Annotated in this window: 20 protein-coding genes; 8 read left to right on the top strand and 12 right to left on the bottom strand. The window is 68.2% G+C overall.

Features of this window, described 5'->3' with window-relative positions; all coding sequences use genetic code 11:
* Position 1 precedes the first annotated feature (1 nt).
* Complete coding sequence (locus GOALK_RS06310; RefSeq protein ID WP_006357968.1) at positions 2-418, bottom strand: VOC family protein; 417 nt, start codon at positions 416-418, stop codon at positions 2-4.
* 135 nt (positions 419-553) lie between these two features.
* On the opposite strand from GOALK_RS06310, the gene GOALK_RS06315 reads away from it, so the two are divergent.
* Positions 554-1,261, top strand: coding sequence for a histidine phosphatase family protein (locus tag GOALK_RS06315; protein ID WP_006357969.1), 708 nt, complete (start codon positions 554-556; stop codon positions 1,259-1,261).
* A 104-nt stretch (positions 1,262-1,365) separates the two neighbouring features.
* On the opposite strand, the gene GOALK_RS06320 is transcribed toward GOALK_RS06315, so the two are convergent.
* The 5 genes from GOALK_RS06320 to GOALK_RS06340 all read right to left on the bottom strand — a co-directional run bounded on the left by GOALK_RS06320 (position 1,366) and on the right by GOALK_RS06340 (position 5,883).
* Positions 1,366-2,112: an SDR family NAD(P)-dependent oxidoreductase gene (locus GOALK_RS06320; protein WP_006357970.1), complete on the bottom strand. Its 747-nt coding sequence runs from the start codon at positions 2,110-2,112 to the stop codon at positions 1,366-1,368.
* A gap of 38 nt (positions 2,113-2,150) precedes the next feature.
* On the bottom strand, positions 2,151-3,167 hold the full coding sequence (locus GOALK_RS06325) for a phosphotransferase family protein (protein WP_006357971.1): 1,017 nt from the start codon (positions 3,165-3,167) through the stop codon (positions 2,151-2,153).
* A complete protein-coding gene (locus tag GOALK_RS06330; RefSeq protein ID WP_006357972.1) occupies positions 3,164-4,378 on the bottom strand; it encodes an acyl-CoA dehydrogenase family protein in 1,215 nt (404 codons plus the stop codon). Before GOALK_RS06330 ends, GOALK_RS06325 begins: the two co-directional genes overlap by 4 nt.
* A 124-nt stretch (positions 4,379-4,502) precedes the next feature.
* On the bottom strand, positions 4,503-5,150 hold the full coding sequence (locus GOALK_RS06335) for a TetR/AcrR family transcriptional regulator (protein WP_006357973.1): 648 nt from the start codon (positions 5,148-5,150) through the stop codon (positions 4,503-4,505).
* Positions 5,151-5,178: 28 nt separating this feature from the next.
* Positions 5,179-5,883 (bottom strand): TetR/AcrR family transcriptional regulator, encoded by a 705-nt coding sequence (locus GOALK_RS06340; protein WP_006357974.1) that lies wholly within the window; start codon positions 5,881-5,883, stop codon positions 5,179-5,181.
* 83 nt (positions 5,884-5,966) lie between these two features.
* Between GOALK_RS06340 and GOALK_RS06345 the strand changes: the two genes are divergently transcribed.
* Positions 5,967-6,923 (top strand): oxygenase MpaB family protein, encoded by a 957-nt coding sequence (locus GOALK_RS06345; RefSeq protein ID WP_006357975.1) that lies wholly within the window; start codon positions 5,967-5,969, stop codon positions 6,921-6,923.
* Positions 6,924-6,985: 62 nt separating this feature from the next.
* On the opposite strand, the gene GOALK_RS06350 is transcribed toward GOALK_RS06345, so the two are convergent.
* The gene (locus GOALK_RS06350) at positions 6,986-8,266 is read right to left on the bottom strand and encodes an alpha-hydroxy-acid oxidizing protein (protein ID WP_040004045.1); all 1,281 of its coding nucleotides are present in this window, start codon (positions 8,264-8,266) and stop codon (positions 6,986-6,988) included.
* A 57-nt stretch (positions 8,267-8,323) separates the two neighbouring features.
* Positions 8,324-8,617, bottom strand: a complete 294-nt coding sequence (locus GOALK_RS06355; protein ID WP_006357977.1) for a hypothetical protein — start codon at positions 8,615-8,617, stop codon at positions 8,324-8,326.
* Between the two features lie 113 nt (positions 8,618-8,730).
* Here GOALK_RS06355 and GOALK_RS06360 point away from each other — a divergent pair, with 113 nt between their 5' ends.
* The 5 genes from GOALK_RS06360 (at position 8,731) to GOALK_RS06380 (ending at position 14,122) form a co-directional block, all read left to right on the top strand.
* The gene (locus GOALK_RS06360) at positions 8,731-9,873 is read left to right on the top strand and encodes a polyprenyl synthetase family protein (protein WP_006357978.1); all 1,143 of its coding nucleotides are present in this window, start codon (positions 8,731-8,733) and stop codon (positions 9,871-9,873) included.
* A complete protein-coding gene (locus tag GOALK_RS06365; protein ID WP_006357979.1) occupies positions 9,870-10,583 on the top strand; it encodes a hypothetical protein in 714 nt (237 codons plus the stop codon). Before GOALK_RS06360 ends, GOALK_RS06365 begins: the two co-directional genes overlap by 4 nt.
* Positions 10,584-10,648: 65 nt before the next feature.
* Positions 10,649-11,506, top strand: a complete 858-nt coding sequence (locus GOALK_RS06370) for a carotenoid biosynthesis protein (RefSeq protein ID WP_006357980.1) — start codon at positions 10,649-10,651, stop codon at positions 11,504-11,506.
* On the top strand, positions 11,493-12,626 hold the full coding sequence (locus tag GOALK_RS06375) for a glycosyltransferase family 2 protein (protein ID WP_006357981.1): 1,134 nt from the start codon (positions 11,493-11,495) through the stop codon (positions 12,624-12,626). The genes GOALK_RS06370 and GOALK_RS06375 overlap by 14 nt, the downstream gene beginning before the upstream one ends.
* Positions 12,623-14,122, top strand: a complete 1,500-nt coding sequence (locus tag GOALK_RS06380) for a phytoene desaturase family protein (protein WP_006357982.1) — start codon at positions 12,623-12,625, stop codon at positions 14,120-14,122. The genes GOALK_RS06375 and GOALK_RS06380 overlap by 4 nt, the downstream gene beginning before the upstream one ends.
* Before the next feature lie 230 nt (positions 14,123-14,352).
* Here the strand turns inward: GOALK_RS06380 and crtI are convergent, their stop codons facing one another.
* The 4 genes from crtI to GOALK_RS06400 form a co-directional block, all read right to left on the bottom strand.
* Positions 14,353-15,942 (bottom strand): phytoene desaturase family protein, encoded by a 1,590-nt coding sequence (gene crtI / locus GOALK_RS06385; protein WP_006357983.1) that lies wholly within the window; start codon positions 15,940-15,942, stop codon positions 14,353-14,355.
* Positions 15,939-16,850 (bottom strand): phytoene/squalene synthase family protein, encoded by a 912-nt coding sequence (locus GOALK_RS06390; RefSeq protein ID WP_006357984.1) that lies wholly within the window; start codon positions 16,848-16,850, stop codon positions 15,939-15,941. Before GOALK_RS06390 ends, crtI begins: the two co-directional genes overlap by 4 nt.
* A gap of 37 nt (positions 16,851-16,887) precedes the next feature.
* Positions 16,888-17,472: an isopentenyl-diphosphate Delta-isomerase gene (gene idi / locus GOALK_RS06395; protein WP_006357985.1), complete on the bottom strand. Its 585-nt coding sequence runs from the start codon at positions 17,470-17,472 to the stop codon at positions 16,888-16,890.
* Between the two features lie 152 nt (positions 17,473-17,624).
* Entirely contained in the window at positions 17,625-18,239 is a 615-nt protein-coding gene (locus tag GOALK_RS06400; RefSeq protein ID WP_006357986.1) for a TetR/AcrR family transcriptional regulator, read from the bottom strand.
* A 93-nt stretch (positions 18,240-18,332) separates the two neighbouring features.
* Between GOALK_RS06400 and GOALK_RS06405 the strand changes: the two genes are divergently transcribed.
* The gene (locus GOALK_RS06405) at positions 18,333-19,355 is read left to right on the top strand and encodes an ABC transporter permease (protein WP_006357987.1); all 1,023 of its coding nucleotides are present in this window, start codon (positions 18,333-18,335) and stop codon (positions 19,353-19,355) included.
* The last annotated feature ends 10 nt before the right edge of the window (positions 19,356-19,365 follow it).

Here is a 19,365-nt window from a genome sequence, read left to right on the forward strand (position 1 = left end):
GTCAATCCTCGGAGTTCTGCGGCAGTTGAGAGGGGTCCATCCAGACCACCTCCCAGGCGTGACCGTCCGGATCGCAGAAGCTGTGGCAGTACATGAACCCGAAGTCCTCGGGTTCACGAAGCGGTGTGCCCCCGGCGGTCAGTGCCGTGCCGACGAGGCGGTCGGCGTGCTCTCGACTGTCGGCGGAGAACGAGACGAGAGCCTCTCGCCCCCGCGCGGGGTCGGCGATGCTCATGGCCGCGAACCCTTCGAAGCGTCGGCGCTGCATCAGGATCACCATCGCGGTGTCGTTGATCGGCATGCACACCGTGGCCGGATCGCAGAACATCTCGTCGAACCGGAAGCCCAGCGCGCCGAAGAACCGTCGTGACCGCGCGACGTCGGCGACCGGCAGATTGACGAAGAGCATCGGTGCCACAGGCGGCCTCCAGTCGAGATCGGGTCTCTCGGCCCCACCGCCCGAGCGCGTGCGAATCGCCGGCCGGGAGGGGGCCTCACCCAATACAGACCAGCCCCCGCAAACGAATTCATCGCCATCGAATAATGTTCACTCATGGGCGTCATCTATCTTGTGCGGCACGGTCAGGCTAATGCGTTGGCGTACGGCGTATCCGACGCCACCGACGACCTCCGGAACGGACCCGGCGGACTCACCGCCACCGGCGATACCCAGGCCGCGCTCTCCGGGTCGTTCCTTGCCGGCCAGGTGGAGCGGTTCACCGCAGCAGTCAGCGGCGACCTCGTTCGGCAGAGCCAGACACTGAACGGCGTGCTCGGTAGGTTCGAATCCCGCCCCGACGCCAACGTCGACGCGGGTTGGAACGAGTACTCGCTGCCCGCACTGGTGGGGCACGCCTCGCCCGAGATGTACCACGACAACCGTGCCTACCAGCAGCAGCTCGACAAGGGTTTGGCGGGATGGATCGCCGCCGGCGATCACGAGCCGGATCCGGGTCCCGACGGCGGTCCCGCCGAGAGTTACCCCCAGTTCAAGGCACGCGTGCACGACGCCGCGGCGCGGGCAGCCGAGGTGGCGGGTTCCGGCCAGACCGTTCTCGTGGTGTCCTCCGCGGGGACCATCACCCAGTGGATCGCCCAGTTGTGGGGAATCCCCGACGAGAACTGGCCGGCGATGGCGCGCACCATGGTCAATGCGTCGATCACCAAGCTCATCGTGGGCCGCCAGGGCGTCTCCGTCGTGTCGTTCAACGAACACGGACACCTCTCCGACCGCGAGGGCGGGGTCTCGACCGTGCGCTGAGGCCTACGGCCGCGCAACAGTAGACGAACGCAAGCGAGGAGCCGCGTCGAACCACCCCCGTCGCAGGGAGATTCGACGCGGCTCCTCGCCTGTGTTGAAGCTCGTTACGCCCGATGCAGATTCGTGCCCGGACGCGTGAGCACCACGTTCGGGAGCACCGCGTACCGCGACAGCTGCGTGATCGAGTGTGCGACAACAGCAACGTCTGCGGCCGTGATCATCTCGTCGGCCGGGATGCGGTCCTTGAGCCAGTCGGTCATGTCGGTGTTGACGTAGCCCGGCGCGATCGTCGTCGCGCTGACGCCGTTCTCCGACTCCTCGAGGTTGAACGTCTCGCACAGTGAGATCAGCGCAGCCTTGGTCGCACCATAGGCGGAGAGTTCGGGCTCCGGGTAGACACCGGTGATCGATGCCACCGCGATGACTTTCGCAGCACCTGAAGTTTCCGCGGTTGCCCGCAGCGTCGGGAGTGCCGCCTGCAGCAGGATGTACGGTGCCCGCACGTTGACCTCGTAGAGACGGTCGAAACGCTTGACCGGCATCTCCGCCACCGCGCCCTTGGACCCCATGCCCGCGTTGATGATCAACGCGTCGCAGCGCCCGAAGGCGTCGGCGTGCGCGGCACCGAGCGCGGTGATCGCGTCGGTGTCGGTCATGTCGGCCGGGACGACCTCGACCCGACCTGCGCCGTGCTCGCGGAGCTCGGCCGCCTTCTTCTCCAACGTTTCCCGACCTCGGGCACTGATCGTCAGGTCCCAGCCGTCGGCCGCGAACTTCTCGGCGATGGCCGCCCCGATTCCCCGGGATGCGCCGGTGACCAACGCGGCCCGGGTGTTCGACACTTCACTCATGCACTTGTCCCCGTATCTCTGTCTGCCCGGAATCGAGCTCAGCTGATGTGACGCAGACCGTCTGCGATGAAGGCTGCGGTGGCCTCGCCCGCACGCTCGGCACCGTCGCCCGCCGACGCACCCGAGAGCGCGCGGTAGGTGATGCCCTCGGCGATCACACCGAGTTTCAGATTGGCGAGCCCGAGGTAGAAGTCCCAGTCACCGAGGTCGGAACCGGTTGCGGTGGCGTACTTCTGCGCGATCTCGTCCACGGAGGCATAGCGATCGCTGGTCCACGCCGCGGAGAAGCCGAGCACCTGGTCGAAGGCCCCGGTCCGGTAGACACACATCAGCGCCACGTCGGTGAGCGGGTCACCGAGGGTGGACATCTCCCAGTCCACGACGGCGGCGATGCGCGCCGGATCGTTCGCGTCGACGATGGTGTTGTCGACGCGGAAGTCGCCGTGCACCACCGATTCCCGCGCCTGCTCCGGCACCCGCGCCGACAGCGCTTCGACGAGTCGCTCGACATCGGGCAACTCGCGCGTCTTCACGTGACCCCATTGCCGGGCCCACAGCTTCACCTGTCGGGCAGCGAATCCGGCCGGACGACCGAACTCACCGAGGCCGACCGCCTGGTAATCGACGGCATGGAGGTCGGCGAGAGTCCGGACGAGTCCGTCGAGGTTGGCGGCCACGTCGTCATCGGAGTAGGCGGCGAGATCCTCCGCGGTGCGCACCACACGTCCGTCGACGAACTCGACGACGGTGCAGGGCGCCCCGACGATCGAACCGTCGGCGTCGAAGGCGACGGTGCGTGCGACCGGCACCGAGGTCGACTGCAGCGCACTGGTGACCGCCCACTCGCGGTTCATGTCATGGGCAGACGGGGTGAGGCCACCGGTCGGCGGACGACGCGCGACCCATCTGGTCTGGCCGTCGGTGACGGTGTAGGTCAGGTTCGACTTGCCGCCGCTGATGAGGTCGATCGAGAGGTCACCGGCGAGTTCGACGCCGTTGTCGGCGAGGAGCCGACGGAGCTTGTCGGCCTCGAGAGCTGATTCGACACCGGTCATTTCGCACCCGCCGCAGCCTGTGCCTTCTTCGCGCGGCCGACAGCGCGGCGAGCGATGGCCCACCGATGGACCTCGGACGGGCCGTCGTAGACGCGGAACGGGCGGAGTTCCTGCGACAGTCGCGCGATCGGCAGGTCGGCGGAGACACCGAGTCCGCCGCACATCTGGATGCTGCGATCGGCGATCCGCGAATACGCCTCACCGGCAAAAGTCTTGGCGATCGACGTCTCGTCGGAGGCGTGGTTGCCCAGGTCCAGTTCGTGACATGCCTTGAGCAGCAACGCCCGCGAGGCGGCCAGGTCGATCTCGTTGTCGGCGATCATCTGCTGGATCATGCCGAGGTCACCGAGTCGGCCACCGAATCCCTCACGGCGCGAGACGTAGTCGACGGCGACGTCGTGACAGCGCTTGGCGGCGCCGAGCCAGCGCATGACGTGGGTCATGCGGGCCGGGCCGAGGCGGACCTGCGCGTAGCGGTAGCCCTCGTCGACCTCGCCCAGGATGTCCTCGTCGGGGACGAAGACGTCGTCGAACGTGACCTCGCAGTGTCCGCCGATCATCGCCTTGTCGATGGTGTTGATGTGACGGCCGACGGTGATTCCCGCGGTGCCGGCCGGAGCCAGGAACATCGTGGCGCCGCCGCGATCACCCGGCGACCCCGCGGTGCGGGCCATGATGATGAAGAAGCCCGCACCCTCGGCACCGGTGATGAAGTGCTTCTCGCCGTTGATCTTCCAGCCGCCGTCGACGCGGACCGCCTGCGTGCGCAGCGCATTGGGGTCCGAGCCCGCGCCCGGTGCCGGTTCGGTCATCGCGAAGGCCGAACGAACCTCACCCGTGGCGAGCGGGGCCAGGTACTTGTGGCGCTGTTCCTCGCTGGCGATGCGCTCGAGCATGTGGATGTTGCCCTCGTCGGGTGCACCGATGTGCAGCGCGACGGGGCCGAAGGTGGAGTAGCCGGCTGCCTCGAAAACCGGTGCGCGATCGGCCATGTCGAGTCCGTGTCCGCCGAACTCGACCGGTGCGTGCGGCGCGAAGATGCCCTCCGCCTTGGCCTTTGCGTTCATCTCGCGACGGAGGTCGTCGCCGCCGGCCGCGGTGATGTCGCCACCGTTCGCGTCCTCGAGCGGCAACACGTAGTCGCGGACGAAGCGTTCGGTCTTCTCGACCAGCTCGACCACCGCGGGATCGTGGCGCAGGTCTATGGGCATCGTGACTCCTTTGGCTGGACCGACGGGAAACTCACCCCGACGCCGACCGAGCGATCGTTCGGCCGTCCATACCTTGCCAGGCGATGCGATCCCGGTCAAGGCTGACCGGGTGAAATCCGTGCCCTCAGTTGGTGCGGTAACCGACGAGGGCGCGGGCGAGCTGGAGGTTCCGGGAGATCAGCTCGTCCGGCCCCAGCAGACCGTCGAGCTTGAACCAGGTCGAGACCCCGACACACATCGTCGCCACCGCCCGGGCCGCATCCTTCGGATACTCGGTGGTGAAGTCGCCCGCCTCCACGCCGGCGAAGACGATCTCGTCGACCATCCGCTGTTGACGGTCGCGGTGACCGATGTACTTCGGCCGGTAGTCGTCGTCGAGACTCCGAATCTCCGTGGACCCGACGAAGGCCTGTTCGCGGCGGTACATGTGGAACCGCAGCAGGGATTCGACGACCGCGTCGAACTGCTTCACCGGTTCCGGGCCGGCCTCGAGGATCGCCGCCTCCGAACGGGCCAGCAGGTCGGTCATCGTGCGCTCGAGCAGGCCCTGCAACAGGGACTGCTTCGACGGGTAGTGGTGGTACAGCCCGGGCACCGAGAGGTTGGCCCGCGCGGCGATCTCACGCACCGACGTGCCGTGGTAGCCCTGCTCGGCGAACGCCTCGAGGGCTGCGGCCAACGGGATCGGGAGCTCGGGCTCGCCGTAGTCACGCCAGGCGCCGAGAGGTTGCTTCGCCGGTCGTACGTCGGTTTCGCCGGTTCCGCTGCTCATGGGATCGACCATATCTGCCCGTGGAGCACTACTCACCATCGGCGCTGCCGTGGGACAGGCTCTTCTCCAGGATCTCCGCCGGGGACACGAGCAACGCGACGCTGAGGTCGACGACGTCGGACTGGGAGAGCTCGACGTCTCCCTCGAGCCACGCCGCGAGCAGTCGGCTCAGCCCACCGACCTGGTAGTGCGCCACGCCGGTGGCCTGGGCGGGGCCGACATGAACGTCGAGGATCGACGAGGTGCTCTGCAGTGTCAGACCGGCGAAGAGGGCGGTGGACTCCATCCGCTTCGCGGCGATCACCGGGCTCAGCAGTGCCTGTGAGAACAGCAGTCGGCCTTTGCGTCGATCCCGGTCGATGAGGTCGACGATGGCGGCAACCGCTCCCGACACTTTGGAGCGCATGGTCGCGCCCTCGGAGAACGCCGCCAGACCCGAGTGGGTGATCTCCTCGATGACCTCGTCGTACACCACACCGACGAGCTGATCGACCGACTCGAAGCTCTCGTAGAAATACCGTGCGGTCAGCCCGGCCCGCCGGCAGACGCCGCGCACCGTGACTGCCTCCGCGTCATCGGCTCCGAGCAGGTCGAGGGCTGCGTCGATCAGCGATGCGCGGCGTCGCGCGACCCGGGTATCGCCACCCTCGCCGCCGTATGCGCGAAGGGAAGCAGCCGAATCCGACGCAGCCGCATCAGACCCGGTTTCCGGGGTCGAAGGTCCTCTTCCCATGGTTCCTATCTTGACACCCCGGTAAGTTCATGTTTTATAAACGGGAAACAAACGTTTCCTAAATCGACCAGGAGGGGTGTTCGATGGCAACGGAGCCTATCACCAGTGGAAGTTCGGCCCTGTCGCCGCAAACGCCGGGGGACGTGACGCCGGAGATCGCGGACTTCCTCGCGGCGGAGAAGCCAGACACCGAGTTCCTCCCGTCGACCGCACGCATGTCCCGCGCCGAGCTCGACGCGCTGCCCTCCGCGCAGGATCTCGACCCCCTGGGCATCGGCGTCATCGCCGGCGCGGCGAACGTCATCATGCAGCTGAGCCTGCCCGCGGTCGGTTACGGCGTCTACGAGAGCCGCGTCGATTCGGGCAACCTGTTCAAGCATCCACTCAAGCGGGGTCGCACCACGCTGAGCTACCTCGCGGTTGCGGGTCTGGGCAGCGCCAAGGACCGCAAGGCCTACCGCAAGGCGATCGGCAAGGCCCACGCGCAGGTCCGCTCGACCGCCGACAGCCCGGTGAAGTACAACGCCTTCGACCCGAAACTACAGCTCTGGGTCGCGGCCTGCCTGTACCGCGGGACCGAGGACGTCCACCGGATCTTCGGCGGGGTGACCGAGGTGACCGACGAGTTCTACCAGGCCGGCGCCGTGCTGGGTACCACGCTGCAGGTGCCGCGGGAAGCCTGGCCGGCCGACCGCGAGGCCTTCGAGGAGTACTGGAACTCGACCGTCGAGACGCTCGAGATCGACCCGGTCATCCGTGGGTACCTGCTGCAGATCGCCCGTGCCGAGTTCCTGGGTCCGGTCGTCGCCAAGCTGCTGGGCTGGTACTTCGAGATCTTGGCGATCGGCTTCCTGCCGGACAACTTCCGCCGCAAGATGGACGTCCGTCTGTCGCCGTGGCAGGAGCTGTTCTTCGCCAAGCACAACGCCGTTCTGCGCGCGATCATCACCCGCGCACCCAAGCCGGTCCGCAGCTTCCCGTTCAACGTCCTGCTCGCCGACGTCCGCTGGCGGATGCGCACCGGTCGGCCCCTGGTCTGAGCCTTCTGTCCCGGTTGGGGGAAGCCCGTCCCGCTCATCTCGAGCGGGGCGGGCTTTTCGGTTCAGACCCTCCGCAATGCCTCGCGATCGAGAGCGGTGGCATCGGTGTGACCGGCCAGGCCGAGGGTGAGGTCGAGTTCGGCGATGATGTCGGCCACCGCATCCCGGGCGCCGTCGGCACCGGCGAGCGCCAACCCGTACATGTGTGGTCGGCCGATGCATGCGGCGTCGGCGCCCAGCGCCAGTGCCTTGAACACGTCTGAGCCGGTGTAGATCCCGGAGTCGACGAGCACCTTGATCCGACCGTCGACCGCGGGTGCGATCTCGTCGAGGGCGTCGATCGTGCTGATCGCGCCGTCGATCTGACGTCCGCCGTGGTTGGACACGATGATGCCGTCGACCCCGGCGTCGACGGCGCGACGGGCGTCGTCGGGATGCAGCACGCCCTTGAGGACGATCGGCAACGACGTGCGTTCGCGCAGGCCGGCGAGGTCGTCCCAGTTCAGCGACGGGCGCGAGTAGATGTCGAGGAAGGTCTGAACAGCGGCCCGCGGCTGGGGCGACGTGAGGTTCGAGAGGAAGCGTCCGGGTGCGTTGCGCGTGATCGAGATCAGGGTCGCGATGGCGCCGAGCGAGATCTCCGGCCGCTCCTCGGCGGCGGTGCGCAGCCGATCGGCGACGATGTCGACGAAGCGCCGATCGGAGGTGTACTGCGCGATCCCCTCGCCCCGCGCGAACGGCAGCGATCCCAGGTTCAGATCCTGTGGCCGCCAGCCGAGCATCGTGGTGTCGAGGGTGACGACCACCGCGTCGGCGCTGATGGCCGCCGCGAGGGCGAGCAGACTGTCGACCAGGTCATCGTCGGTGGACCAGTACAGCTGGAACCAGCGGGGAGCTCCCGGGGTCACGCCGTCCATCTCGGCCGCCACGGTTTCCATCGGCACGCTCGCCTGGTTCGAAAAGATGTAGGGCACACCGAGCTCCGCGGCGGCATGACCGATCAGACGGTCCGCATCGGGAGCGGCGAGCGAGCCCGCACCCACGGGCGCAAACAGCACGGGCGCCGGGATGCGACGTCCGAACAGCTCCACCTCGAGGTTCCGCGCGGAGACGTCGCGGAGAATACGTGGCACGATCGCCCAGCGGTCCAGGGCCTGCCGGTTGGCCGCCATCGTCCGACCCTCACCGGCGCCTCCGCCGATGTACGCCCACGCGCGAGCCGACATCGACCGCTTGGCACGGCGTTCGAGTTCCGCGAAATCCGTTGGTACGCGGGGCTTTCGCCGATGGACACCAGCGGTGTAGATGTCGTTCTGCCGCGCTCGCCCGTATCCCGTGGTCATGGGAGCCGATCGTAACGTCGGCATCGCAGGCCCCGGGGAGGATTCCCGGGCCGGGTGTCAGCGCGTGGCGACAGCGGTCGCGCCGGCCGCGGCGACCGTCACGACGCCGACCGCCGGCCAGGCGCCGATCTTCTTCGCGAGCGGATGCGAACCGCCGAATGCCGCCAGATATCCGGCCAACAACCCACCGGCCACCGCCGGACCCTGCTTGACCGCCCACTGCCGGGTACACCAGGCACCCGCCGCCGCGAGGACCACCCCGCCGAACTCTCGTCGACCGCTGTAGCGGGCCGCCGCGAAGCCGCCGACCAGACCCACAGCCACCACGGGCACCGTTGCATCCACTGCCATACGACCCAACCTACCGCCATCTGAGCGCCCCTCACCCATCCGACGGGTGTCACGGCACCGAAGACCGGGTACCCGCAACCCCGCGCCGACCCCGCACCCCGAAGGGCCTCGCCATGACACAGACCGCCGAGATGACCGACTCATCCCTCCCCCACCGGCCTGTCCTCGACACGAACTCCGGTCTCCGCGCGATCGACGACGCGACGACCGACCTCGAACTCGTCGAGGAGGTGCTGACTGCACATTTCCGTCGCCACGCCCTGACGCTGCACAAAGTGGGTGCCGAACTCACTCCGGCGGCGGACGCGATCGCTGCCCGCATCGGCGGCGGCAAACGCCTGCGCGCCGCATTCTGCCTGTGGGGAGCGCGCGGCGCAGCTCGTGGACAGGCGGTCCCCGGTGTCGTCGAGCTGGCGTCCGCGATCGAGCTGTTCCACTTCGCCGCCCTGGTCCACGACGACGTGATGGACGACTCCGACACGCGCCGCGGCCTGCCTACCATCCACCGCCTCTTCGCCGACACCCACCGTGCCCTCGAGCGCCGGGGAGATTCGGACACCTGGGGTACCGCGGTCGCCATCCTCGTCGGCGACATGTGCCTGTCGTGGTCGGACGACCTGGTCGCCGCGGCGGTCGACACCGTCGGCCGCGACACCCGCCAGGCCGTCCGCGAGACCTGGACCGAGATGCGCGACGAGGCATACGCGGGGCAGTTCCTGGACATGCTCAGCCAGACCGAGGATCACACCGACCCCGACCGTACCGAGCGCGTCCTCCGCTACAAGAGCGCCCGCTACAGCATCGGCCAGCCGCTTCGGCTCGGTGGCACTCTCGCCGGAGCCGACGCCGCCCTCCTCGCCGACTACGACCGCATCGGGCTCAGCGCCGGCGAGGCGTTCCAGCTGCGCGACGACATCCTCGGCGTCTTCGGCGACGAGAAGGTCACCGGTAAGCCGGCGATCGACGATATCCGCGAGGGCAAACGCACCATGCTGATGGCGCTGGCCGAGGAATCCGCGACGTGGACCGAACGGCGGATCATCGCCAACTGCCTCGGCAACCCGGACCTCGACGCCGCCGGCGCCGCACAGATGCGTGGCGTCGTGGAATCCACCGGCGCACTCGAACGCGTCGAACAGCGCATCGTCGAACTCGCCGAGGACGCACTCGGTGTCGTCGCGGACGCATCGGTGGACGAGCAGACCCGTCAGGCCCTGACCACCCTCGTCGAACGTTGTGTGTGGCGCCGCTCATGACCTCACGTGCTGTCCCGACGGTCGAGCTGCGCATCTGGGGCGTCGACCGGGTGATGCCCGCGCTCGGCCGGATGGCGTCGGGTCGGCGTGCGTTGCGCGCCACCCCCGGACTCCGGTTCGCCAAACTGCTCGGCACCGGCACCGCACAGACCTTCACGATGGAGAGCGCCGATCTGCGGCACTGGGCGGCGCTCACCGTCTGGCACGACGACGATGCGGCTCGCGCATCGTCGGATTCGCGAGTGCTACGACGCTGGCAGGACTCGAGCACCGAGGAACTTCGCATCACGATGCGCCCGCTCCGATCGAAGGGACAATGGTCGCGGGTCGATCCGTTCGGCCACGAGAGCAAAGGTTCACCGGTTGACCGTGCACGAAACTGGACGGGTCCGGTCGCGGCACTCACCCGAGCCCGGCTCCGGCCGACGACGATGGCGTCGTTCTGGCGGGCGGTTCCGCCGGTGGCGTCGGAACTTGCCGGCGCGCAGGGCAATCGGCTCGCGCTCGGCGTCGGCGAGTTGCCGATCGGCGTCCAGGGAACCTTCTCGCTGTGGGACTCCACGCGTGACCTCACCGACTTCGCCTACCACTCGCCCGCACACAAGTCCGCCATCTCGCGCACCAAACCCGCCCGTTGGTACGCGGAGGAACTGTTCGCCCGGTTCGCCGTCCTCGACGTGACCGGGACCTACCAGGGAAGATCGGCATGAGCACAACCAGACATCTGCCGCCCGGATCACAAGGAGCGCAAGCGGGAGCATCATCGCTGCCTGAGGTGCGAGGAGCGCAAGCGACGAGCCTCGAAGGCCCGCCGCGCAGAGCATCCCACCGCCACCACCTCATCCCGATCGCATGGGTTCTCCTCGCCGCGACCATCGGGGTCCAGATCGCATTTCCGCTGACCGGCGGTGGCACACTCCCGCTCACCGTCGCGAGCGTGGTGTTGCTGGCGTCGGCATCGGCCCTTCATCTCGCCGCCACGCGCGGGTTCGGGGCCGCGGTCGCGCTGGTCGTGATCGCCGGCGGCGGTGGACTTCTCGCCGAGGCGGTCGGCGTCAGCACCGGATTCCCCTTCGGCACATACGCATACACCGACGGCCTGGGGCTCAAGGTGCTCGGCGTCCCGGTTCTGGTGCCGCTGGCCTGGATCATGATGTCGTGGCCGGCGCTCGCCGTGACGCGGCGACTCGTCGGTGCCATGCGCTTGTCCGGCACACGGGCTCGCGTGGTGACCGCTTTCCTGGGGGCGTACGCGCTGACGGCCTGGGACGTCTTCCTCGATCCGCAGATGGTCGACCAGGGTCACTGGGTCTGGCAGTTCCCCGACCCGTCGCTGCCCGGGGTCGACGACATCCCGTTGACGAATTTCGCGGGCTGGCTCCTGGTCTCGTTCCTGATGATCGCCATCCTCGATCGGGTGATCGGTGCCGATGATGCCGACGCCGCCGATGACGCGGTACCTGTCACCGCCTATCTGTGGACCTACTTCTCGTCGGTGATGGCGCATGCGGTGTTCTTCGGTCGCCCGACGGTCGCGCTGACCGGCGCGGTGGTGATGGGCGTCGTCGCGATCCCGCTGCTCGTCCTCGAGGTGCGGGCGCTCCGGTCCAGGAGACACGGTGCGAGCGTCTGACCTCTGGCGCCGCACGGTGGCGGTCGGGACCGGCCTGTCACTGGCGTCGCTCGCTCTCACCGTCGACAACGCGATCCGCGTCCGCCGACCAGGTCTCGCGGACATCCCTCCCGCCGAGACTCTTTCGGTGTTGATCCCCATGCGGAACGAGATCACCCGGGCCGACCGCTGCATCACCGCCGTCCTCGAGGCCGTCGACCGATGGCCAGGGCCTTCTCGTGTGCTCGTCCTCGACGACGGTTCGGTCGACGGCACCGACGCCGTCCTCACACGGCTGGCCGCCCGCGACGACCGGCTCGAGGTGTTCGAGGGTTCCCCGCCACCGCCGGGTTGGCTCGGGAAGTCCTGGGCCTGTCAGCAGTTGGCCGACAACGCTTCCCCCGACGGCACCCTCGCCTTCGTCGACGCCGACGTCGTGGTCGAACCCCAGGCGTTCACGTCGTCGTCCGTGTTGTTGCGCAACGCCGGGCTGGATCTCGTCAGCCCCTACCCGAGGCAGGTCGCGACCAGTGCTGCCGAACGTCTGGTGCAACCCCTGCTGCAGTGGTCGTGGCTCAGCACGCTCCCGCTAGGCCTCGCCGAACGTTCCCCGCGCAAATCCCTGACCGCCGCGAATGGTCAGTTCCTGATGGTCGACGCCGCCACGTACCGCCGTGCCGGAGGGCATGAGGCGGTCCGCGACGTGGTGCTGGAGGACATCGCACTTCTCCGTGCGATCAAGGCTGCCGGCGGGCGGGGCGTGGTGGCCGAGGGAAGCACCGTGGCGACCTGCCACATGTACGACGGTTGGCACGAAGTCCGTGCGGGATACCGCAAGTCACTGTGGTCCGCATTCGGCTCCCCGGCCGGGACGTCGGCGGTGACCGCCGCTCTATGCCTCACGTACGTGATCCCGGCGTTGGCCGCTCTCACCGGTTCGCGCACCGGACTGGTGGGATACCTCGCCGGCGTCGCCTCACGACTCGTGGCCGCGCGCTGCACCGGCGGACGCGCCTTCCCCGACGCCCTCGGGCACCCCGTATCGATCGTCCTGTTCACCTTTCTCGCCGCGGATTCGACGATCGCCCGCCGTCGTGGCGAACTGCAGTGGAAGGGACGCACGATCGAGGTCTCCCGATGAGCCGCGTCATCGTCATCGGCGCCGGCGTCGGCGGACTCGCCACGGCGATGCGCCTGCAGGCGGCCGGTCATGACGTCACCGTGCTCGAGCAATTCGACACCGTCGGCGGCAAACTCGGCGTCATAGAGCACGACGGTTTCGTTTTCGACACCGGCCCGTCTCTGGTGACCATGCCGCACGTCCTCACCGAACTGTTCGACGACACCGGCGCCCCGGTGGACCAGTTCCTTCAACTCGACCGTCTGCCGGTCGCAGCCCGGTATCGATTCCCCGACGGCACGGTCCTCGACCTGCCCGACACCCTCGACGACATCCCCGCCGCGCTCGACACCGCACTCGGACCCGGATCCGGTGACCAGTGGTCGTCGTTTCTCGGTCGCGCCCAGGCGATCTGGGACGTCACCCACGGGCCGTTCCTCGAGTCGCCGATGAGCGTGCGGACGATGATCGGCGGGATCGCCACCCCGTCCGACGTCCGTACCGTGGCGCCCTGGAAAACGTTGCGCGGCCTCGGGTCCGAGTATCTCGACGATTCACGGCTCGCTATGCTTCTCGACCGTTACGCCACCTACACCGGTTCGGATCCGCGGCGCGCCCCGGCGGCTTTGGCGTCAGTTCCGTGGGCCGAGCAGGCCTGGGGTTCCTGGTATGTGCGCGGCGGTCTCGGCCGAATCGCCACCGCGATGCGGGATCGGTTGCTCACCATGGGCGGCCGGATCGAGTTCGGGGTCGAGGTGTCCCGGATCTCGACGGACGAGCACGGCCGCGCCGACGGCGTCGTACTCGCCGACGGCAACCGTCGCCCCGCCGACCTCGTCGTGGCGAATGCCGACGCCCGACAGGTCTTCGACCGACTTGTTCCCCGCCGTTCCGCTCGCATTCCTTCTGCACTGCTTCGTCGTTCGACACCGTCGCTGTCGGGCTTCGTCCTCCTCCTCGCGCTCGACAACCCGCCCGCCGATCAGGCCCACCATCACGTTCTGTTCGCCGAGGACTACGACGAGGAGTTCGACGCGGTCTTCGGTTTCAACGGCCCGCCGCGGCCTGTCGCACGTCCGACCGTGTACATCTCCGCGCCCGACGATCCGGAGATCGTCCCAGGTCCCGACACCGCCGCCTGGTTCGTGCTCGTCAACGCACCGCGGCACGACCCTGAGCACGGAGTCGACTGGGATGCAGCAGGACTCGCGGACAAGTACGCAGACCAGATCATGCAGGTGATGGCCGACCGCGGCCTGGACGTCCGCGACCAGGTCCGTCACCGACTGCTGGTCACGCCGGCAGATCTCGAGCGCCGCACCATGACTCCCGGCGGCTCGATCTACGGCTCGTCGTCGAACGGTCCGCGCGCCGCTTTCCTACGGCCGAAGAACACCTCGCCGATCCCGGGCCTGTACCTGGTCGGCGGGTCGTCGCACCCCGGCGGCGGACTCCCGCTGGTGATGATGTCGGCGAAGATCGTGGCGGATCTGATCGCCCGGTCTCCTTCTCCCTGAGGCGACCCCACCCTTGCTGCCTGAGGAGCGAGCGACGCGAACCCACTCTCGCTCCCTGAGGAGCGAGCGACGGCAGGCCACTGTCGCTGCCTGAGGAGCGAGGAGCGATAGCGACGAGCCTCGAAGGCCTGGTGACGTCATCTCATCAGGCCTTCGAGGCTCGCTTCGCTCGCACCTCAGGCAGCGGGAGGGGCCGCTTGCGCTCCTCGCACCTCAGGCAGCAGCAGGGGTCAGTGCGTCGGCGTCGGACCGACCGAGCGATCTCCGTTGAGCCGCTTGCGGATCAGTTCCGCGCTGATCAAGCACATCGGCAGGCCGATACCGGGTCGGGTGCTCGATCCCGCGTAGTACAGCCCCTCGACTTTGCGTGAGCGATTCGTCGAGCGCAGGAATGCGCTCTGGCGCAGCGTGTGTGCCGGTCCGAGGGCACCGCCGCACCACGAGTTCACGTTGTCGACGAAGTCCGCGGGACCGACCGTGCGTCGTACGACGATGCGGTCGGCGAGGTCGGGGACTCCGGACCACTGGCCGATCATCGCGATGGCTCGGTCGGCGACCTTCTCGATGTCGGGGTCGCCGGCACCGTTCATTCCGCCGTGTCCGAGGCCTGGATCGGGCGGGACCGGGACGAGGACGAACACGTTCTCGTGACCGTCCGGGGCCACCGAGTCGTCGGTCGCCGACGGCTTGCACACGTAGAGCGATGCCGGATCGGGTACGCGCGTGGGTGATTCGAAGATCGCGTCGAAGTTGGTCTTCCAGTCCTCGGTGAAGTACAGCGAGTGATGGGCCAGTTCGGGCAGCTCACCGCTCACGCCGAGGTAGGCGAGGACCGCACCCGGTCCCGAGGTGGCGCGTTTCCAGTAGCGCTCCGGGAAGGTCTGCAGATCGCCGGGAAGGAGCTTGGTCTCGAGGTGGTGCATATCGGCCGCGCCGACGACGATGTCGGCGGGCAGATCCCGCGTTCCCCCGTCGGCGGTTTGGACGCGAACACCGACCACCTCGGCGCGACGGCGGAGTCGACGACCCGGCCGTTTGCGCGTCAGCACGGAAGTCGCGGCCGTACCGGTGTGGATCACGACGCCGCGTTCGCGCGCGACGCGCTCGAGTGCGTCGACGAGGGTCGTGAAGCCCCCCTGGGGGTATCGGACGCCGTCGGCGAGGTCCATCCAGCTCATCAGGTGATACATCGACGGGGTCCGCTCCGGCGACGAACCGAGGAACACCGCCGGATAGCCGAGCACCTGCTGCAGGCGTCGGTCGCTGAACTTCGACGAGATGAAGGACTGGAGCGAGCGGGTCAGCAGCTTCGCGAGCGTCGGCGCGTTCTTCAGCACCGGCAGGCTCAGGAACGCGCGGGTGGAGTCGAAGCTCGTGTACAGGAACCGTTCGACGGCAAGGTCATATGCCTGGCGAGCCGTCTGGAGGTAGGAGTCGAGAGCCGCTCCGGCACCCGGTTCGATGTTCTCGAACACCTCTCGGTTGCGCTCATAATCGCCGAAAATGTCGAGTGGCGGTTCATCGGAACCGTTCTCCCCGAAGAACACTCGGTAACCGGGATCGAGTCGGACCAGATCGAGCTGTTCCTTCGTCGACGTGCCCAGCATTTCGAAGTAGTGGTCGAACACCTCGGGCATGAGCCACCACGACGGCCCGGTGTCGAACCGGAACCCGTCCTTGCTCCACAGCCCGGCACGTCCGCCGAGGTCGTCGTTCTTCTCGATCACCTCGACGTCGTGGCCGTCGTGGGCGAGTAGCGCGGCGGTGGACAGTCCTGCGACACCGCCGCCGATGACGGCGATGCGTTTGCGTGCGGTCATGCGTCCACTCCCCTTGCTGTGCGCGGCATCCCGCGTCGGGCGACGGCGGCCGCCGCGATCCTGGCCTTGCCGGCGTTGGGAACGCGGACACGGTTCAGTCTGGCTTCGGCGGCCGACGATTCACGCAGGCGTGCAGTGAGTTCCGCGAAGAGATCGTGTGCGGTGCAGACCGCGACGCGGCTGCTCGCCGGCAGGTGCGGGATGGCGGCTGCCGCGGCGGTGAGGTCGAGATCGATGTCATCGAGCCACAGCGACCAGGCGGCGTCGTCCGGGCTGTCCGGGTCCAGGCCGACCAGGTACCGGCGGCCCAATCCGTCACTGTCCTCGCCGAAGTCGCGGAGGAAGTTGATCTTCTGGAAGGCGGCGCCGAGACGACGCGCGCCGGGCGCGAGGTGGTCGTAACGCGCTTCGGCTTTCGCCTCTTCGGCGAGGAACGCGCGCAGGCACATCAGGCCGACGACCTCGGCAGAGCCGTAGATGTAGGACGCCAGGCTCTCGAAGTCGTGCTCGACCTCGGTCAGGTCTGAACGCATCGAGGCGAAGAACGGCGCCACCAGGTCCAGGTCGATGCCGACCCGGCGGGCGGTCCGTGCGAAGGCGTGCACCACCAGGTTGCTGCTCGACCCGGTGATCATCGCGGCCGAGGTCTGATCCTCGAGCTGATCGAGTTCGTTGCTGCGGTCGACGAGGCCTTGCTCGGGACGCGGCGCGTCGACGATCTCGTCGGCCACGCGGACGAGCGCGTAGATGTTGCGGACGTCGCGGCGGATGGCCGGGGCGAGCAGGCGCGAGGCGAGTCCGAAGGAACTCGAGTACGACCTGATCACCAGCGCCGCGCTCGCCTCGGCGACGGCGTCGTACCGCCGATGCGGCGGGACCAGTTCGGTATGACCGGGTAGATGCATCATCCGATGGCTCCTGCGGTGTGACGTTGGGGTTGGTATGTCATGAATTCGATGCCCGGGCAATGATCGGATGGGTCGCATCCGCGGCGTCGACGATTCCGTACGGATCGGGGCCGGGCAGCTGGCGCACCTGGTCGGCGAACCAGGGGCTGACGGCCCAGGGGGTGCGCAACGCGAGATCCCATACATCCGGGACCTCCGCCCAGGCGTACTCGGCGACCTCGTCCGGGCTCGGCTTCAGCGAACCCACGGGCCGCGCGACATACACGGGGCAGATCTCGTTCTCGACGATGCCGCTCGCGTCGACGGCCCGGTACCGGAAGTCGGGCAGGATGCATCGCACGTCGTCGACGTCGATGCCCAGCTCTCGCTGCGCGTACCGGTGCACGGCGTCGACGACGGCCTCGCCCGGACGCGGATGACCGCAGAACGAGTTGGTCCACACGCCGGGCCAGCTGCGCTTGGACAGTGCGCGACGGGTCATGAGGATCCGGTTGTCGGCATCGACCAGGTGGCATGAGAACGCGAAGTGCAGCGGTGTGTCGAGACCGTGCACGCCCTCGCGGTCGGCGGTGCCGCACGGGCGGCCGTCGGCGTCGGCGAGAACCACCGAGTCGTTGGTCATCAGTTCCTCATCAGAGTCGAGATCGTGGGTCGAGCCAGGTTCTCCCATTGTTCGTCACCGGGGGCCGAATCGGATGGGCCGGTCGGTCCCGGACGACGACACGGAGATCGCGCGCCGATTCCCTGGATTCGATGGTAGGCAGTGCGGGCGGATCAGCCCTGATCGCCGAGGCCGGCGGCACGCATCAACGCACACCAGGTGTCCACGTAGGCGTCCAGGTCGACGTCGCCGACGAGCGACTGCTGCACGACGACGCCTTGCATCACCGACACCATCGGAAGGGCCAGTTCTGCCGGTTCACCAGGCAGTTCGTGGCCGGAGTCGCGCCAGCGGACCAGGACGTGCTCGAAGACCTTCCGAAGCCCGAGGATGATCTCGCGAACGATCTCGCGCAGTTCGGGGTTGTTCGCCGCCTCACCCCAGATGGTCATCACCATCCGGAAGTCGTCGGTCAGCGGTGCGATCTCGGCCATCACACGCGCCGCGAGCATCCGGATGGCGTCCTCGGGTGACGCGGGGGCGCCGTCGCCGCCGACGAGGTCGCCGAGGCCGGACTCGTAGGCCAGGAAGACCGACCGCGCGACCGCGGCGATCAGCTGCTCCTTCGACGAGTAGTACGAGTACACCGCCCCGGCGCTCAGGCCGGATTCCCGGATGACGTCGGACATCGACGCCCGGTGGAACCCCTTCTCGGCGAAGCAGCGGCGTGCGGCATCGAGGATCTGCTGACTCCGCTCGAGTTTGCGTTCCGCACTGATCTTCGGCATTCGACAAGTGTAAAACGAATATTCGTTCTTGATTGCCATCAACGCTCGGCGCATACTTCTAAAAACGAGAGTTCGTTCTTTTTGGAGGCAGTGATGACCACGTACACCGAACCGTCCGATCGAAACCTCGCCACCGAGGATCGGCCGCCCGAACCATCCCGTTCACACGGACCGTCGTGGCGCATCGTCGTCGCCCTGGTCTTCGCCATACCGATCGTGGTCAGCACGATCGCGGCCATGTTCGTGTCCCTTGCGGTGGACCCCGAGCCGCACGACGTCCCGCTCGGCCTGGTCGCACCGGCACCCGCAGCGCAGGCCATCGAATCCGTCCTGGCCGATCGCGCCGGTGAGGATGCCTTCGCCGTCGAGCAGTTCGCCGATCCCGCCGCTGCGCGGGAGGCCATCGAGTCCCGGGACATCGTCGGCGCCATCACCGTCGGCCCGCAGGGCGTCACCGCCCTGACCGCCGAAGCCGGGTCCCCGGCGCTCGCCCAGATCGTCACCGGCGTCGGCGCGAGTATCGCCACCGCGCAGTCACTTCCGGTCACCACCGAGTCCGTGGTCGCCCCGCCGGCCACCGATGCACGCGGAACCGGATTCGCGGCGGGCTTGCTGCCGCTGCTCATCGCAGGTATCGCCCTGGGCGCAGCGGCCGCGATCGCCCTCGCCGGCCGGGTGTGGATGCAGGCCACCGTCGTGCTGGTCGGCCCGCTGGTGGCCGGCCTGGGATTTGCGGCGGTCTGGTCGTGGCTCGGGGTCATCGACGGGCGCGTGGTGCCGGTGGCGTTGGCTCTCACCCTCATGATCGGCGCGATCTCCTGGTTCACCGCGGGAGCCGGCTCACTCATCGGCGCACCCGGCGTCGGCATCGCCGCGATCCTGATGATGCTGATCTCCAACCCGCTGTCCGGGCTCGCATCGTCGCCGTACCTGCTCCCGGCTCCATGGGGAGCCCTCGGGCAGTGGCTGCCGACCGGCGCCGGCGGCACCCTGACCCGGTCGGTCGCCTACTTCCCCGACGCTTCGTTCGCCGGCCCGCTGTGGATTCTGTTGGGCTGGATCGCCGTCGGCGCGATCCTGCTCGCCGTCTCCGGCCTCCGGCCGCGCCGGGGCTGAATCGAACGGC

The sequence above is a fragment of the Gordonia alkanivorans NBRC 16433 genome (genome assembly GCF_000225505.1).
In the GTDB taxonomy this organism is placed as follows: domain Bacteria; phylum Actinomycetota; class Actinomycetes; order Mycobacteriales; family Mycobacteriaceae; genus Gordonia; species Gordonia alkanivorans.